Source organism: Candidatus Tisiphia endosymbiont of Temnostethus pusillus (assembly GCF_964264675.1).
Classification (GTDB): domain Bacteria; phylum Pseudomonadota; class Alphaproteobacteria; order Rickettsiales; family Rickettsiaceae; genus Tisiphia.
In genome coordinates, this window is the sequence record NZ_OZ183472.1 from 1169382 (window position 1) to 1186534 (window position 17153).

Below are 17153 nucleotides of genomic sequence, written 5' to 3' on the forward strand. Positions count from 1 at the left end.
TGTCATTGCGAGGAGCTACTTTAGTAGCGACGAAGCAATCCATAAAAGTAACCAAAAATGGATTGCTTCGTTCGGGCTTCGCACCTCCTCGCAATGACGTTTAGGAACTTATAATAATATCAATAACCTATTCGGGTTAGCTATATTCCCTCCGTTCCTTCCATCTTATTTAAATACTCACTTGCCAATAACCCAGCTTCCTCAAGCTCTGACATCGATGCTGTACCTCTGATAAGTTCGAAATGAATCTTACTATCATTTGTAACAGCTACAATTGTTGGAGCTTTTTGCAAATTTAGCTTTTCAGCAATTTCCTGATTTTGGTAAGTCTTAAAAAATTTGCTTTTGCTACCATCTAGACTGACTGCTTCTACTTTAAATCCATATTTCTTAGCAAAGTCATTTAGTACTGGCTCTAGAGCTATGCAATAAGGACAATTTGACGAAAAAAATACAAAGAGTTCTATCTGAGTAGCAAGTATCTTAAGTTTGCCAGCTAGCTTTTGTTGATCCGTCTCTTCTTTTATTCTTCTGCCATACAGATTAATTGGATTCTCAATTAAATTGATAGTCTCAGGGTACAGGAAATTTACCATCCTAAAGCTATGAGCAAGTTTTAAACTATTATCTAACATCAAGGTTTCCTTTTCTTTATATCTTCTTACATGTTCGATATTTTCTGGGTATCTAATCATCATAAACTTTAGCTCCTCTAGCTCTTTGCTAAATTGTTCCACTTCCTGCCTTGCTTTGGCGTATTCTTGCTCTCTTTGTTGCTCTATGACTAATATCTCTTGTTGCTTCTCTAATTCTTTTGCCAACTCCTTCTCCTCAAACCATAACCAACCACGATATCTCTGTTCAAAGAAATCTTTGGCATAGCTAGTAGAGAAATAAGCTATTAATGATAGAAACAATATTAATCTCATAACTTGCTAGACCCATTTAATCATTGCTAATTAAGTTAATTACTAACTTAATCATTAACTCTTTTTGTTTAGGATCACTTTCAGCAACAAGTAGTGCTAAAGCAGTTAAACTACTTGGGTTAATCTTTCTTAGATCACAGTTAGATTTTTTTAAATATAATAGAAATAACAAACTACCAATCCTCTTATTACCGTCACTAAATGGATGATCCTTAATAATAAAATAAATCAAATGAGCTGCTTTCTCTTCTAAAGAACCATATAAACTAGCTCCATCAAAGCTTTGTTCTAAATTAGCTAAAATACTTTGAAGTCCATTCTCTTTCTCAAAACCAAATAACTGACTTGTTAAACCTTGCTTTATTAATTCTTGTCTTAAAGACTCTACAGCCACTAGTGCTTCTTGGTATGAAATTATTACCGTGTCTGAATTATGTAGATTTTTAGGAACACCTAAATTTTCTTCATCATACTTAATAAGAATATCCCAAGTCTTAGAGTATGTAGTAATTAGGTTTAATAATTCTCGTCCTTCATCAGTCACAAGATTTTGGTTTACTAAAGTAGTTGATAATAATTCTATTGTTTGTTTTAACTGTTCCAGTTTTTCACCAATAATTTGTTGTTGATTGATACTATAGCCATTAATTAGGTACTCCTTTAACACACTAGATGCCCATTTTCTAAACTGCCCCCCAAATTTGGAATTAACTCGGTAACCTACTGATAAGATTGCATCTAAATTATAATATTCAACTTGATATATCTTACCATCAGCAGCAGTTGTTGCATTTTTTGCAACAACTGCTAATTCTTCTAATTCACCTTCTTTAAATATGTTTTTAAGATGTCTTGAGATTACTGATTTATCTCGCTGGAAAACCTCAGCTATTTGATTTAAAGATAACCAAACAGTTTCATCGTATATCTGAACATTTACGGTCACTTTTCCATCTTTGCTTTGATAAATAGCTATTTTATTCTCTTGCTTCGTCTTAATTTGGCTTTCTTGTCCTATATTAGTCATATTTTTTCCTGATTTACTGTTAACTCTTTGCTAAATTATTATTCTACTAAACTTTTTAATCACCACTAAGTAGTTCCCATTAATTAAATCTTGTTCTAGAATTTTTATCCTTTGTAATAACTGATCTTTAGTAGGACAATTCTGACAAAAACTATGTCCAGTATTTAACTGCCTCTTCAGCTCAGCTAATTCTTGTTCTTTCACTTTCCTTTGTGAAGTTTTTGCTTAATCTTGTTTCTTCTATTCTGCTTGTCTTATAGCCTCTGCTTTACGTTCTTCTTCTACTCCTATATTCCAACCAGCTTGATTATTTGCCTGATTATTCGGGTTGTCATCATATTGCCTGATATTTTGCAGACTACCCTTAACCCTCATGCTCATATCTCCGTTATTTGGTGCTTTATATTTGCCAAAAAACTTTACCTTAAACTCCTCGATAAACTCAGTGAAATCGATGCGATTGAAATCTATTCTTAATATTTCATCTAATGTTAAACCACGACAATTAGGATTGCCGCCACTGCCAAAACTCATACCAAGCTGCTTCCGACCTTCAACCTGCACCACCTTGTCCAGCATTTGACCAAAACAACAATAATAATGCTTGACTATCTTTGTTACTCCTAGATTCTGCTTTCCCTCTTTGCCAACATAAACACATAGATTCTTTTTACGCTTATCGATCAGCAACTGCTCATCCTTACTGCAGCCTGCTCCAAAATTTTTACCCCAACCTTTCTGATCTACTGAGCAGCAATTACTGTAACCGATTGCCTTCTTACTACAATGCATGCTAAGCCCTTCAAACAACTTAACATTCATGCCATTACCTGACTTCAACTGACTTACTGCATAGAGCTTGGAGATTGAATCCATCATCTCACCATTGGTCATATAGCTTTTATCAACGCAGTTACCATCAATACAAGGTATACCTTTACATACAAGACCTTCCGGTCCTTCTTTTTCCTTAAATCCTACCCGCACTTTCTGACTCTCTATGGGGGATGGTATCCATCTCTTACAAGAATATTCCTCTTTCCTATTAACACAATTACCTAAGCTATCGGTAAGCAAACACTCTAAAAGTGCAACAAAATAGCAATGTGCATATTGATCACAGTTATTTTTACTCGGATAATTACAAATTTTACTATACCCCCATTCCCAGCAGTCTCTATGTACCTGAAAACCATCTATTACCCTTACGCCACTAGCTAAACACTTCTTTTGTCCTTCTTGGCAAGGATAATTGGAAACAAAGTTTGATCTACCAGCAGCCAATGCTGTTGTTTCAGTTGCTATGCTGAACATTACAATTACCTTCAATAATAAAATTCTTATTATTTTTATTAACTTCATGACTATGATCACTCTAACCTACATTGCTCACGCCAATACTCTTGCCAATATGTACAAATACGCTCACTTACATCTAAATTAAAACTTACCTCGTTATTTCCACGACCAATTGCCTTGATCTCCAGTATATTGTCTCCTTGCCTGATATGAGGCAACAAGTTGATTACTTCAGCTCTAGACCTATCAGCTATAGAGTCTAAACCTAGAGCATATTCACCAAAGCCAGTACTAACTATTGGATAATTAGTGGTAACTGTCATTCTCTTACCAACCAAACCACCATATTTCCTCTCACCTTTAGTTTCAACTGACCTATAACCATTAAGAAACAAATTGTTGCCATTAACAGGACCAACAAATATCACCTGACCATTTAGCTTAAACATAATAAACGTACCATAACTAGCAGCAGTTAACTGTACTTTAGTAAGCATTGCCACTTTAGCGGATATATTAAAACTTATCTGCCAAGTTGCTTCCTGAGCATGGTAAGTTGTCCCACTCGCTTTATTAATAAAACCGTGTACTGTACCGCCTCCATAACTACTTGACTCACCACCACCACCAAAAAGCCTCATAAAAAGACTGCAGGGTTTCGGACCATATTGTTCTACAAAACTAATACGTTTAACTAAACCTGCTATATTTGGGGTGTATTTCATACTCGATTGACTAATTGTTAATTCAGCTGGCTTTTCAGAAAATTGCAAACATTGTAGTGTAAGTCCATCAACACAAGCGTATCTATTACGTAAGCGTTCACAGAAATACTGGTCATATATGGTATCTCCCTTGGCTCTTTCATCTCTGCGACTTAGCTCCATGAAATATTGCGGCTCTATTTCCTTATTGCCTTTAACCGTCTTACAATCCACTCCTATATCTCTCAGTTGTCCTAGTAAATTATCCATCATCTTGCCAGATGCATTTGCTATCATTTCTGCATCTTGTTTATGAGCCATCATGCCAGGTCTGCTATAATCAACAAACATCTCGTTATAGAACGGGTCTTTAGCTGACTCCTCCCATCCTTTGTTACTTAAATCTTCTGCTTCTATACTACTTAACCGATCTGTTTCCGATTGTAGCTTATCATGACCTACTAAATCACCTAACCCTTGACTATTCTCTACTCCTCTAGCAAAGCCTGCTTTACTATCTTCTATTTGTCTACTCCAACTTTGATAATTGTCTATATTCTTTTCAAACAATGGATCTACCTCATTAATATTGGTCTTATTGATTGGGTCTAAATATTGGGCTTCTGCACAAGTAATAGTTACCACTAAAACTATTAGAACTATCTGCCTCATCCTTCTCATCTTTATATCCTTACGCCTGCTTCTTATCTTTGTAACAACTCTTGTGCTTCTTGTGATAAATCACCATTAATCGCAAATTTCTCCAAAGCTGCTTTTATACCTATACTGCCAGTAATCTTATCGTAAGTAACTTTGCAAGATTTACCAAAACACCCATCTAAGTAACCTTCTTGTTTAACCAACAAAATAGCTGGCACAACATTAATACCAAACTGATCAAAAGCTTCGTCATCTATTTGCATACTGCCTACTTCACCATTTTCTGATATTGACATAACTAGTTTGCTAAGTTCTTTAAAACTACTATTAGGTAATCCCTTAAATACCAATGTTCCACCATATTTTACTGCTTGCTGATGATAGGTCTTCAGTAAATTACTTGGCATCCCACTACTTACAAATATCTTAAGCACTGCTGGATTAATAAGTTCTTTGTCTATTAATTCTTTATCACTGCAATTTTGTCCTTGCTTTAAACAATGCTGCTTATCTAACTCACACAGCTTTTGTAAAATAGCTTCTCTTGTTAGTATTTGTCCTACATGTCCCAATTTTTTAGCCCAATCTTGCTGCTGATCAGTTGCCTCAATATTTTTTATGTTATTTAACAATTCACTATTAGTGTTGCTGATGTTTTGTGCTATAGTTAAGTGACTACTGTTAAATAGTAATGTAACTAAAAAGCACAGCAATTCGCCTTTCGCCATACTAAATACCCCCAATCTTGTCCGTCATACGGATATTCTTTAAATGTTGAATACATTATGTCACTTAAACCTAATGGCCAACAACCAATGCTATCTGATGTTGACTTTGGATTTACCATTTGTAGTTTATACTGGCTCTTCTTAATCTTTAATGCCTTAGACTTACGGCACAATTTACCTCCACCTGCCAACCGAGTGTTTTCATCAGTTGAGGTCTCCTCCGCAAGCCCTATTCGGTGCATCTTGGCAATTATTCGAATAGCTAATAAACTACTTGATTGCACTCCACCAACATGATCAGCATTTGCTCCACTAAATGGGTACATATTACCTAAGCAACCAGCACACCAAAACATACTATCTAGTGGCATCCTAGCTGTGCTACTTGCACAATCCAAACCACAAGCTGCTTGAGCTACAGGGTTGGCAAATAAAAAAGCTTCAGGATTTAACAGGTTCTGCAATTTTTCATCATTCCAAGTAACGTCAAACTCACTCATATAAGCCACGTCAAAGCTACTCTGCTCTAAACAAATAAAATCAGTAATAAGTTCAAGCCAATAAATTAGTGGATAAATATAATAATGAACGTGATAGAAACTATCGTGAACATGCCTGCCATCATAGCTTCTATTAAAACTACTAGTCCTTTTGCTATCAGAACCAAGAGAGATACCACCAAGGTTAGTCATACAATAAGGGGTTCTTGTAACATCAATAAGTCTTACTGGTTCCCAAAATCCTATTGCTATCCCTGGTACAGGAATGTTTGCTTTAATACATAGACAAACTGGTGATGAGGGATTTTTGGTATCTCTTTTTTTAGGCGTTACACCACTACCAATATTAATTAAGTTGCCTATGCTTATTGGCAATATGCAACTCCAACAAATATCAGTAATTGGATTGACAAAATGCCCCTGACATGTAATACTTGCAGATACTGAAAATGGCATAAAAATAGCCACTAACAGTAGGATACTTAACCGTGTCTTTGTGCCTTGAGCTGGGTCGCCAAACTTTTTGCTCAAGGCCGTATTATTGATATTTGTCAACGTTTTTACCTCTTACATTATTCACATTCCTCAAAAAGATTTAGTAATTTTACTGCAAATTTAGTAAAATGTTTGGTATTACGAGTAACTAAAACCATATCATAAACTATTGCTTGGGCAGCAATTAGGCTATCTACCTGATTTGTAGCATCAATAGCAAGTAATTCTCCCCAACATTTACATACATTATTATCTATACCAATGGTTCTAGCGGTATATTTTTTAATTAAAATATCTTGCCACCTTTCTAAACTTAATGAGGCTATTAAATCTGTTTGTCTCTTTTTAGCAATCCCTTTTTGAATTTCACCAATTGTTAAGTAACTTATATATAATGATTCTATAGGTATTTGATATAACCAAGATATTACTTGGCTATTTGGACTTTTCTTACGAAACTCTGACAATATATTAGTATCAAGTAAATATCTCATATATCAATATCTTCCCTAGCTTTACTTGGTTTTCTTTCAAATAAATCCTCTTCATCATCATTATCAACTTTTGGTATAGATAATAAAAATTCTTTAAATGACATAGGGGGTTTTATTTTATCACCCATATAATCTTCCACTGAGATAATATAGACTGCTTTATGTCTCTTCTTATCATTTATTAATTGAGGTTGCCCGTTTTCAGCGAGTTCAATAATTTCTTCAAAATGCTCCTTTGCCTCTTGTAATTGCCATTTTTGCATAAAATACCTCTAATTTTGTTTATTTATATATTATAACTGTTTTCTTACGACCACTAATCAATTTCTACTTCTTTTATTCTTAAAACTTTTCCTTCCTGCTGAATTATTGCTGGTACTTGCTTAATTTTAAATTTTGTTGTTAAAACTCCTGCTTGATCAAAATATACTTCTCTATCAAGTTCTTTCTGTAAATCAAGTGGTCTACCAGCTACTAATATCAACTTGTCTTCTGCCTTTATTACGGAGCTGCTTTTTTGCTGCTTAAACCACTCAACCTGCTCTTTATCTCTGCTATCAATAAATATCAACTTCTTGTCCAAGTTTATATAATCTAGTGGATTAACTTTTGTACCTATCTTGTGAAGTAGCTTGCCATCTGGCAAAATAATATCCTCTTTTATTATGTAGCTTGGATCATAAGTAAAATCTTGTGCTTTTTGAGTACGTTTGATATTGCTAACTGCTACCGGTTGCTCTATTCGAGTTTTAGCGATTTCTAACATCTTGCTTTTCTCCTGTTCTATATCAACTAATTTTAGTTTTCTTTCGATCATTGCTAAAAATCCTTCTTCTTTAACCTCAAAAATTGTTCCATATATGCCAAAATCCTTAGCAATAGTTATTTGTGGTAGTAGAATTACTAAAATCATTGTTAGTATTAGTTTCATTTATATTTTCTTTAAATCTTTCCCTATTTCTCTCCATTGCTCAAGCATCTCTGGTTTGCTAACGAGTAGCATTTTACTGACTAGCAACATACCATACAGAGCTTGGTCATCTTGTGGATGCAAGTAATCTAATCCTGCTTTTATTATCAGTCCACCCAGCATAATCTTTTTTCTAGCATCTTGTTTGCGTTCTAAATAATTAGTCCTTTGATTATTCATACTATACCTGTAATTATTATATGTATTCATATTGTCTCTGTTTGCTTTGTTATAAAATGGATACTGAATTTTTTCGTACATTTAATCTCTCTAATTTATTGGTTATTGTTTAATTGGTTGTTATTTGATAGTTTTTGCTGTTTCTTAATATTTGTTCCTTTTGAATCATCCCCTAAATCATCCCACTTTAGGTTACTGATTAGTTTTGCTAAATTCTCTATTACATTCTGATGTACTTGCCTGCTTATTGATATCACTCCTTCTCCTGTAATAAATTCATCAGTTGCAAATATTACTTTAGTTCTTTTATCTTTATATTTTTGAGCTTCCTCGTTTATTAGTTCTATTGCCTGATTAATGTGACCAAAAAATAAATCGTTTTCTTTTGGTTGTTGGTTTATTTTTGCTTCTTCTAATTCTTTACTTACCCTTTCTTTTTCTAACTTTAATATTTCTTTTTGTGATACATACATAATCTTGCATTGACTACCAATATCACCAAGTAACAAAAACCCAAGCCAACCAATTCCAACTCCAAGTAGGATAGACACAAGTAAAACAACAATTTGTTTCTCGCTAAATTCGTTATCACTACTTATATTTATGTTCCTATTCATCTCCATACACTTACTTATATTTTTTATTTTCTTTTTCGTATTATTACTTATCCATTTTTTCTATAGTTGGCAGAGTAGCTAGCTCACCATATTTTTTTGCCAAGGCTTTTACTGCTTCATCTTTACTAAGACCACTGCGTCTTGCTTCTAGTAAATATTGAAAATCAGCTGCTTCTGTTGAGTATAATACTTGCGAGTATGGATCTAGACTAAGACGTCCAACAACTTTTAAGCCAGTAGATATCAGCAGCATCTCAGCATATTTACTTGGTATCAAACTAATAGACTCAATTAACGGCACAATATCTTTAAAGGCTTCTGAAGTACTAAATGAGTTTAGTCCTTTCTCATCTTGCTTTAATATTACCGTCCAAGCACTATTTTCTAAAATGCTCCTACGCTCATCACTTTTTTGAAAATCAGTAAAATTTTGTACACAAATCACTAATGAACCCCCATATTTTCTAACAGTTCTACCAAAGCTTTCTAAGAACTTGGCTGAATAATCTAAAATCATCCAAGCTTCATCAACAATAAGTAAAAATTGCTTCGACCTATCACCACATAAGAACTGCATAGTTACTTGCATCAATACTACCTGTAATATTACCGCCAGTAATATTGGATCATTCTTGACCTCCTCAAACTCAAAAATGGTTAGTATTTCTTTAAATGATGCAGCTTTACCTTGCTCAAAAAATTTACCATGTACTCCTTTTTCACTATAAGGGTATAAAGTTTCAGCAAGAGCTTTTGCTGTAGTTGCTCCCTCTAATTCTTCTAATACTTTAGTAAGTTTGGTAATATCTAGCGTAGTACCATGTTTTTCTATACCCTCATTTATTGCTCGTTCAATGATAGCTTCCTTATGAGCATCCTTGCTAATACCACACATAGCACCAATAATGCTTTTGGCGTATATGATACTATCTTTAGTAACAAAATGATTGCCTATCTGTAATATCTCTATTCTTTGATCTAGATCTAGGTTTTGGTCTTGATCCTTAGCAGTAAGCATCTCAATTTGTTCTAAGGACAAACCAGTAACTGATCCTATTTCCACTAAATTACAATTTCTAGCAAGCATAGAAAGAGCCTTAGCGTGCTTTGTTCCACTACCTGCTATTTGAGCAAAAGGATTTAAAGAAATATTACTATGCTGATTAAATCTAATTGTTTCCCCACCGATTAACTCACAGATATTTTGATAACTACCACCTATATCTAAGATAAATACTGAAGCGTTTTGTGCTAGCATTGAAGTAGCTAGTTCTTGCAAAAATACTGACTTACCTGAACCAGATGGGGCCATAACAGCTACATTGTAATTACCGCTATTGATTCTTACAAATGGATTCCAATTAAATAACTCACCTCTGCGTCCTGTTAATAGAACTCCACTTTGATTTACTCCTTTCCACTCACCATGGATCGGCAACTTGGCTATCACTTCTTTAGCCTGAGCAATTTTAACTAGCTGGAAATGCTGTAAAAACTTCCAGCTAAGTGCCTGATGCATTGGTAACTGAGATAACATTGCTGGTAATTGGAGATGCTTGTTAACTTGTAATTGGAAGTCGTGTGCATTATATAGGCTAATTAAAAATTCCTCCGCTATTTCTATTTCTGACTGAGGTGCAGTAATCATTATTTGCAGTGATTCTGTCAAAAACTGCTCACCATTTTTAGCTTTAGCAATTATCTCCCGCCACTCTAAAGCTTCTTTCTTCAAGTTAGTATCATGCCTTGCATACCATTGTTCAGCAGCATGTATGCTTCTATGTCCTCTTGCTAGAATTTTTGAGCTTTGTGTTTTACTTATATTATTTGCCACTGTGTAACTAATTATTAGCCTTGCTGGTAAACTATGATCACTGGCTGAACCAAGTAAATTAATCATCTCCAGTAATGACCATTGCTCTGGTAGCATACTTGGGTAAAAACATTTAGAGACCAACTTGTTAGAATCTAGGTTAGAGGCTAGTTTATTAGATGTTAATTTGTTTGGTTTTAATCCATTATCGTTATAAATACTATCTAGATGAATTAGGCAGTCTTCTTTAACAATGGTTCTTGAAAGTGGCGTCAAGATTTGATTAGCTAAAGGATTTATTGGATCATATTTACGACTTGATCTTTCTTGCATTTGCATTTGTGCCATATCGCCTGCTACAAACATTAAATTTTGTGCATCACATATACGGGGAGATAATTTTATTGCTTGCAGCTTTTTTACTAATTTGCTTTGGAATGCTACTACTTCTTCAATAGATTTTATACTATTATTACCTTCACTTTTTTTGCTAAAAGAAACATATATCCGAAAATCTTTAGCCATCCTTCCATCTGAACTTGTAAAATCTTTAGCACATTTACTAATAAATTCTCTACGGAATTCTGTTAATTGCTGTAACATCTGATTAGGATTACTTCTAGCATTACTCCATAATTTTAGTTTTTGCTCTATATTATGACTGGCAATCAGTAAAAATTGTAAATAGCAATTTACTGGTAATTCATTATTAAAAAATAAGCTTAAGTTTTTTTCCAAATTAACATCTGTTCCAACTATCGGAGCTATTTCTAGCATGAAGCCTATTACATTATTTTCATTAAAGAAGATATTACATTTAGGATCAAAATATCGATAACTTAGATATCCTGCTAAAGATTTTGCTCCTTTAGTATTTTGTTCGATATGTTCTTGCAACAATTGTGTACTGCCGTAATTTACTTCGGCAGTACTAGCCAAACCACAAATATTACCTATATTTTGTAAGAAATTAGCTATGTTCATATGATCATCTCATTGTCTTATTTGATATATAACAAGCTGCCATCTTTAAGTACTTTCTGATTAGTTTCTTGTTGCAACTTTATTTTATGAACCTTATTAGCTTTAATGTCAGGTTTGTCCAAGTGTCTAGCATAGCAATTTCTTCCTTGACACTTTGCCCTTTCCTTTAGTTCTACTTCGACAATTTCTCCGCTATTAATTTTTTGATCAACTATGCTCAAAGGCACACAATTAAAACCACTTGCGTCTTTACAACTAAACGATGAACCATATCCACCACAGGCAGATAAACTAAATAATGTAATAATCAGTAAAATCTTTGATATTCCTTGCATTACTGTTCTCCGTATTGTTTATTTGTTGGTTTTTTGGTTCTTTCCTTGGCTATCTTTTTATGGGTGGTTAATTCTCCGACAAAAAAGCCTTTCATGAAGACAACATCTACCTTTACTCCACTAGGTATAGTAAGAACAGGCGACATGTTCTCTGCCATTCTTAAGTAATAGTCAGCTATTTTCTCAGCAGCATTCGATGTTCCTGATAAAATACCATCTGTTACCATATCCTTAAAACCTTTCTTTTGGCTAGCAATTGTTCCAAGGCTAGTGATAGTCATACTATCTAGACCTTTACTACTTTGGCTAAGCCCGCTAATAACTCCACCTATTAAGGCATTTTTTATATGCTTACTGCTCGTAGCTACTACTTTCCCCTTAATGCCATTCATACCATCTGGGCCATGCACTATTCCAGCTATGTTACTGGTAGTTACTAACTCTGTGATTGGATCAATACAAACCATTTTCTCCAAGCGGATAATTACTCTTTCGCTGGATAAGTCACCATAACTACTACCTAAAATACGGCAGGTAGTAATATCAAGATTAAAGTTCTTGGGTAAGTTGCCTCTTTCTGTTAGTCTAATTACTATTGGAGCAGCATGTTCATCTGGGCTATTTAATGCAGTAGATACTGCAAGACCACCAAGTAAATAGCCACTAACATAAGAAGTTTCAGGGATATAAATCTTAGTATCTTTTGGTTTATCAAATTCTATTTCACCATTTAAGTCTATAACACCAATATTTACATCACTGCCAAAATCCTTACCTTTTGTATTTTGCTCTGCTTCTTGGTGAATTTGACGCATTCTTTTTAATTCTTCTGTGCTACTGATCAGCTCATTTTTAGCAAAATTTAGTTGAATCTGCATTTTAGTTAATTCTAATTTTATCTCTTCTTGTAGCTTTTGTTCTTTTTCTCTAAAGTTTGTTTCTGCTAACTGTAAGCGTTCATCAAATTTACGCCTATTGTCGTTTAATAAATCTTCAAAGTGGTTGTGCCACATTTTCTCCGGGTCTAACGCTTCACTTGCTACTTCTAATTTAGGCTTAGTATTATCATTAATAACTGCTTTGTGCTTAATTTTTCCTTGCATTATGTTGATTAGAACAAGTACTGTAATGATGCTACCACCCAAAAGCAGTAACAAGAAATTATACTGTTTACGTCTAATCTCCTTATTATTAGTTGCATCTAACGACTGTTTTTGACTGTCAGCTATAAATGAACTATCCACTGGAGCTTCATTTGAAACTTTAAGCTGTATACTCTTTCCTAATAAAAAAAAGAGTCTTTCTTTAAGCTTTGCAAATATTGTCATGTCAGTCCCTATCTTGCTCCTTTGCTACTATCCAAACAAATCCTTTATCTTTAGGAAGAAGTATGGTTTTGTCGATAGTGGTAGCTAAACAAAAATCAAATAGATTACTAAAATCTACTTCTTTAAGATGAACTAAGCCTTGAGCTTTCCTGTTGATTACTACTAGTCTTGCTCCAATAAGCTTACCAAAACGGTAAATCCTATCTTGCTCTATGGAAAGTCCTATATTACGTAAGCGGTCAATTTTTCTTTTTACATGAGTAACGTAATATTTACCTTCCTTGTCAGCAATCATGTTCCTTATCATTCCAGCAATTTCTTGCTCTTGGATGGTTACTGACCATTTATTGTTAACAGCTGAATTATTTAGGAAACCATTGGATGACTTATTATAAAAATTATCCATGGAAATTTTAATAATTTGCCCTTCCATATCTTCCACTTCAAGTATTAAATCAGCAACATTCCCCGAAAAGTTGACTAAGGCTAGCTCCAAAGTCTGAGCAGCTGGAACTTTTGGTAGTAAAAATATGTTTTGTGCCTTGCTATCCGCTATTATTTTATACTTGCTTTCATCACCAATAATTTGTGCTATGCCTATTTTGCCAAATGCTATTCTATTAACGTTACTTGCACTTATTTTAGCCTTGATTTTATTGCCAGCTATATATTCAAATTCTTGTGCTGCAAGTGCTGCATTACTCATTAGTATCATGGCAATTATTAGTATTATTTTGATCATTATTTATTCTCTTATTTTTCTTATCCTTTATTTTTTATCTTTATCATTTTCTTTGTTATATTGTGCCGTTTCTTGACCTTCTTTGATTCTTACAAATTCTTTAAGTCTTAGCTGTCTACCTGCCCATTCATAAGATAATTGATAAGAAGCAGGACTAACCTCAAAGCCCTTATCGCCAAACCTTGAGGTTAGCATGCCAGCAGCTATTACCTGCAAATTCTTACTATCAACTTCCAAGCTTTTGATAGAAAAATAGGTTGATAAAGCAAATTTTTTGTACTTCTCTTTGCTATCTGCAAAATAATTTTGAATATTTTTCATATAGGTAGCATCACTTTGCGAAATATATTTAAATATGATACCTGCTTTGTAGTCTATTATTTCTGAATTTAAATCTAGTAACAATGGTAGGTACATTAAACTTGTTTCTTCCAAATATCCTTTGGAGACTCCATTATTACTAATCCATACTTCTTGGCTAAGACTTGGCATCAATATTACTTTCTCATTGTTTGTCAATAATTTAACTGATAGTCCTAAAACAGTCAGGCAAAGCAGCAACGTCAGTATTAAAAACAAGTTTCGCTGTCTTGCTACTTGTTCGATGTTACCTATTGCTATTATCTTCTCCATTTTTATCTCTGCTCATTCATATCTATTTACATTTAAGTTAGTATTACTACATAAGCAGCCTTACATGAGACTTTGGTAAATTAGCTGATATAATCAGCCTAGTTAGTGGTAGATGCCAATAGAACCAACGCTGGATTATTCCAAGCCACCATTGATGCATAAACCAACCACCTATAGCAAAACCAATAGCACCACCAGCAAAAGACCATAGCACGCCTTTAAAACATAAAATGATTAACCCAAAGCTAATGCCCCCTACTATTGAACCAATAGATATGTTCCAAAATCTAACGTGTTTGTTTAAACAATTATTAAATCGTACTCTTTCCATAATTGAATCTCACAAGTAAAAAACCAATATTGTTACAATTTACACTTGATTTAAGTCATAGCAGAAAGTATGCCCATACAAACGGCACTGCTACCTATAAAAACTGTACCGCCACGAAATACCCGAACGCGACCATCACCTTCAGACATAATGGCTGTGGTAATACCACCAATACCAGCACCATAAACCCAGTAATCCGCGGCAAATTTTACCAGTGGTTCAGTTACACCTTTACCAAATTTACCTAAATCTACTGCTAAACTTTCTGATGTAATAAGGGTAAGTAAAATGCCAATTATTCCATAACTAAGATATAAAAAACTCTTACTCCAGTTATCATCTAGACAATTCTGTTTGCTAGTTATTTCCTTACTTGTGGCTGGTATTTTCTTTGAATCCACCATAATCTTCCTCTTTTGTTAACTATCTACTAGTGTTTTTTTTCTTGGTACTTTCCCCGTTGTAGAGGCATAACTAAACTTAAGAGGATAAATTACGTGATTCTCTTTAAAATAAATAGGTGTCATTATCACCCATATTTTTGAAGACTACACAGTTAGAAAACAATACTCTTCAACTGCCAAGCATTGGTGTTTGATGTTGTCGTATTTTTTAAGATAATATTTTTCCTAGTGTCTCTATTCTACCGCTGATCTATTAAATTTCGCAAAAAAATACCCTAGGCAAAAACTTTCTCTAGACTCTGTCAATTAGTGGAATTAAATGTGGTGTGGATACTATGCAAGGTGGTGTCAAACAGTCTACTACTTTCTAAAACTAACCTCAGTGTCCATTTTTATAGATAAAAAATAGGGGGTAATTACAATGCAATGGCATTCGGTTAAGGAGATAAAGCGTGGTATAATAAATTTCATAAGTTATAAAAAAACTGGAGTTATATTATGGTTAGCAAAAAATCTTTAAATTTTTGGACTGAAGTAAAAAATATATTTAAAAAAATAAGTGATAAGTTTGATGCCGAATGGCAAAAAAGAAAACGTATATTGAGTACACAATTATTAGTGGCTATTATACTTAAGTTAGTGCAGAGTAAAAGTCGACAAGGTTACAGTATTAACTTAATACAATTTTGGGAAGTTTGCACAGAAAAAAATATAGAACTGCCTCAAGTAAACTCTATAGCTGCTTCATCACTTTGTGAAGCAAGACAAAAATTATCTGAAGATATTTTTAAAGAATTGAACCAAGAGCTAATAAATCATTGGCAAAAGAATCAAGATCTTCCCACTTGGAATAATCATCGGATATTCGCTGTAGATGGATCGCGTGTAAATGTGCCTAGAGAATTAATTAATGATGGTTATAAATTGTATGCTGAAGAGCGAGGACGTTACTATCCACAAGGTTTAATGAGCTGTCTTTATAATTTGCAAGAAAAAGTTATATCTGATTTTAGTTTTGTAACGCACATGAATGAAAGGTTATGTGCACTTGAGCATATGAAGCAATTAACTGAAAAAGATATCATAGTCTTTGATAGAGGATATTTTAGCTATTTACTCTTGTACAAGGTAGTGGAACAAGGAATACAAGGGATTTTCCGTTTACAAGTACAAGAGAGCGGTACTAATAGCAAAGTATTAGATTTTTGGAACAGCCAACAAGATGACACAGTTATTGAATATATGCCTTCAATAACTGTAATACGTGATTTGAAGAAGAAAGGGTTTGATTTAGATATAAAGCCTTTGTCGGTACGGTTAATTAAACATAAGATTAATAATGAAATATATGTGTATGCTACCACTTTAATAAGCGAAGCTTATCCTAAAGAGTGTTTTGCTGAAATATATCATGGACGCTGGGGAATTGAAGAACTTTATAAAATATCAAAACAATTTATTGGAATAGAAGATTTTCATGCCAAGACAGCACGTGGAGTTAAGCAGGAATTATACGCCCATTTGTTATTAATTAATTTATCTAGATTTGTTGAATTTGAAGCGAAGCATCTATTACCATCACCTATAAAAGGTGGAACTGATATTGACAACACAGAGCAGAGGATTCTAACAATATTTTTAGTCCTGTTATGATACTAAATATAAACTTTAAAAATTGTTTATTGGTGATGGGTAGGTATTTAGAAAATTTAATTCTAGCTAGTTGTGAGTTATTAATAAATTGGTTACCTAAAATAATGAGGTCAATCGTGCGTGTTAGACAAAAGTTACGACCTGGAAGGCATTATCCTCGTATCTCACATAAGCCTAGGAATAAATGGTCAACTTATCGCAATTTAGGAGGAGCAAATGCTTAACCGAATGCCATTGATAAGCATAAATCCCCGCCGATAAACCTATATACTCTTAAAACCTTTTTATGATGCGAGTTGCAGAGTATTTTTTTTGCATAATTATTTT

General features: G+C 33.8%; 20 protein-coding genes. 1 reads left to right on the forward strand and 19 read right to left on the reverse strand.

All coding sequences use genetic code 11. From position 1 onward, the window contains the following. Positions 1-140 precede the first annotated feature (140 nt). The 19 genes from traF to ACFEL2_RS05355 all read right to left on the reverse strand — a co-directional run bounded on the left by traF (position 141) and on the right by ACFEL2_RS05355 (position 15173). On the reverse strand, positions 141-929 hold the full coding sequence (traF, locus tag ACFEL2_RS05265) for a conjugal transfer protein TraF (protein ID WP_375331692.1): 789 nt from the start codon (positions 927-929) through the stop codon (positions 141-143). 16 nt (positions 930-945) lie between these two features. Continuing rightward, positions 946-1956 (reverse strand): virulence protein RhuM/Fic/DOC family protein, encoded by a 1011-nt coding sequence (locus ACFEL2_RS05270; protein WP_341751206.1) that lies wholly within the window; start codon positions 1954-1956, stop codon positions 946-948. 30 nt (positions 1957-1986) lie between these two features. Continuing rightward, positions 1987-2160, reverse strand: a complete 174-nt coding sequence (locus ACFEL2_RS05275) for a hypothetical protein (protein WP_375331693.1) — start codon at positions 2158-2160, stop codon at positions 1987-1989. 36 nt (positions 2161-2196) lie between these two features. Further along, positions 2197-3270 (reverse strand): conjugal transfer protein TraN, encoded by a 1074-nt coding sequence (gene traN, locus ACFEL2_RS05280; protein ID WP_375331694.1) that lies wholly within the window; start codon positions 3268-3270, stop codon positions 2197-2199. A 56-nt stretch (positions 3271-3326) separates the two neighbouring features. Further along, positions 3327-4640, reverse strand: coding sequence for a hypothetical protein (locus tag ACFEL2_RS05285; RefSeq protein ID WP_375331695.1), 1314 nt, complete (start codon positions 4638-4640; stop codon positions 3327-3329). 23 nt (positions 4641-4663) lie between these two features. Continuing rightward, complete coding sequence (gene trbC / locus ACFEL2_RS05290; protein WP_341751210.1) at positions 4664-5347, reverse strand: type-F conjugative transfer system pilin assembly protein TrbC; 684 nt, start codon at positions 5345-5347, stop codon at positions 4664-4666. Continuing rightward, positions 5317-6402, reverse strand: coding sequence for a conjugal transfer pilus assembly protein TraU (gene traU, locus ACFEL2_RS05295; RefSeq protein ID WP_375331696.1), 1086 nt, complete (start codon positions 6400-6402; stop codon positions 5317-5319). Before traU ends, trbC begins: the two co-directional genes overlap by 31 nt. A gap of 17 nt (positions 6403-6419) precedes the next feature. Further along, entirely contained in the window at positions 6420-6836 is a 417-nt protein-coding gene (locus tag ACFEL2_RS05300; RefSeq protein WP_341751212.1) for a type II toxin-antitoxin system VapC family toxin, read from the reverse strand. Then, positions 6833-7099: a type II toxin-antitoxin system prevent-host-death family antitoxin gene (locus ACFEL2_RS05305; RefSeq protein ID WP_341751213.1), complete on the reverse strand. Its 267-nt coding sequence runs from the start codon at positions 7097-7099 to the stop codon at positions 6833-6835. The genes ACFEL2_RS05300 and ACFEL2_RS05305 overlap by 4 nt, the downstream gene beginning before the upstream one ends. 53 nt (positions 7100-7152) lie before the next feature. Further along, a complete protein-coding gene (gene traW / locus ACFEL2_RS05310) occupies positions 7153-7767 on the reverse strand; it encodes a type-F conjugative transfer system protein TraW (RefSeq protein ID WP_341751214.1) in 615 nt (204 codons plus the stop codon). Then, positions 7768-7986, reverse strand: coding sequence for a conjugal transfer protein TraD (locus ACFEL2_RS05315; RefSeq protein WP_375331697.1), 219 nt, complete (start codon positions 7984-7986; stop codon positions 7768-7770). Between the two features lie 95 nt (positions 7987-8081). Then, complete coding sequence (locus tag ACFEL2_RS05320; RefSeq protein ID WP_375331698.1) at positions 8082-8609, reverse strand: hypothetical protein; 528 nt, start codon at positions 8607-8609, stop codon at positions 8082-8084. Positions 8610-8646: 37 nt separating this feature from the next. Next, positions 8647-11400 (reverse strand): TraC family protein, encoded by a 2754-nt coding sequence (locus ACFEL2_RS05325; protein WP_375331699.1) that lies wholly within the window; start codon positions 11398-11400, stop codon positions 8647-8649. 17 nt (positions 11401-11417) lie between these two features. Next, positions 11418-11735: a hypothetical protein gene (locus tag ACFEL2_RS05330; protein WP_341751218.1), complete on the reverse strand. Its 318-nt coding sequence runs from the start codon at positions 11733-11735 to the stop codon at positions 11418-11420. Further along, positions 11735-13063 (reverse strand): TraB/VirB10 family protein, encoded by a 1329-nt coding sequence (locus ACFEL2_RS05335; RefSeq protein ID WP_341751219.1) that lies wholly within the window; start codon positions 13061-13063, stop codon positions 11735-11737. The genes ACFEL2_RS05330 and ACFEL2_RS05335 overlap by 1 nt, the downstream gene beginning before the upstream one ends. Before the next feature lies 1 nt (position 13064). After that, positions 13065-13805: a type-F conjugative transfer system secretin TraK gene (locus ACFEL2_RS05340; protein WP_341751220.1), complete on the reverse strand. Its 741-nt coding sequence runs from the start codon at positions 13803-13805 to the stop codon at positions 13065-13067. Positions 13806-13832: 27 nt separating this feature from the next. Next, complete coding sequence (locus ACFEL2_RS05345; RefSeq protein WP_341751221.1) at positions 13833-14438, reverse strand: TraE/TraK family type IV conjugative transfer system protein; 606 nt, start codon at positions 14436-14438, stop codon at positions 13833-13835. Positions 14439-14484: 46 nt separating this feature from the next. Further along, positions 14485-14769, reverse strand: coding sequence for a hypothetical protein (locus tag ACFEL2_RS05350; RefSeq protein ID WP_341751222.1), 285 nt, complete (start codon positions 14767-14769; stop codon positions 14485-14487). 50 nt (positions 14770-14819) lie between these two features. Continuing rightward, positions 14820-15173 (reverse strand): hypothetical protein, encoded by a 354-nt coding sequence (locus ACFEL2_RS05355; RefSeq protein WP_375331700.1) that lies wholly within the window; start codon positions 15171-15173, stop codon positions 14820-14822. Between the two features lie 498 nt (positions 15174-15671). Between ACFEL2_RS05355 and ACFEL2_RS05360 the strand changes: the two genes are divergently transcribed. After that, positions 15672-16826, forward strand: a complete 1155-nt coding sequence (locus ACFEL2_RS05360; RefSeq protein ID WP_375331701.1) for an IS4 family transposase — start codon at positions 15672-15674, stop codon at positions 16824-16826. Positions 16827-17153: the final 327 nt, after the last annotated feature.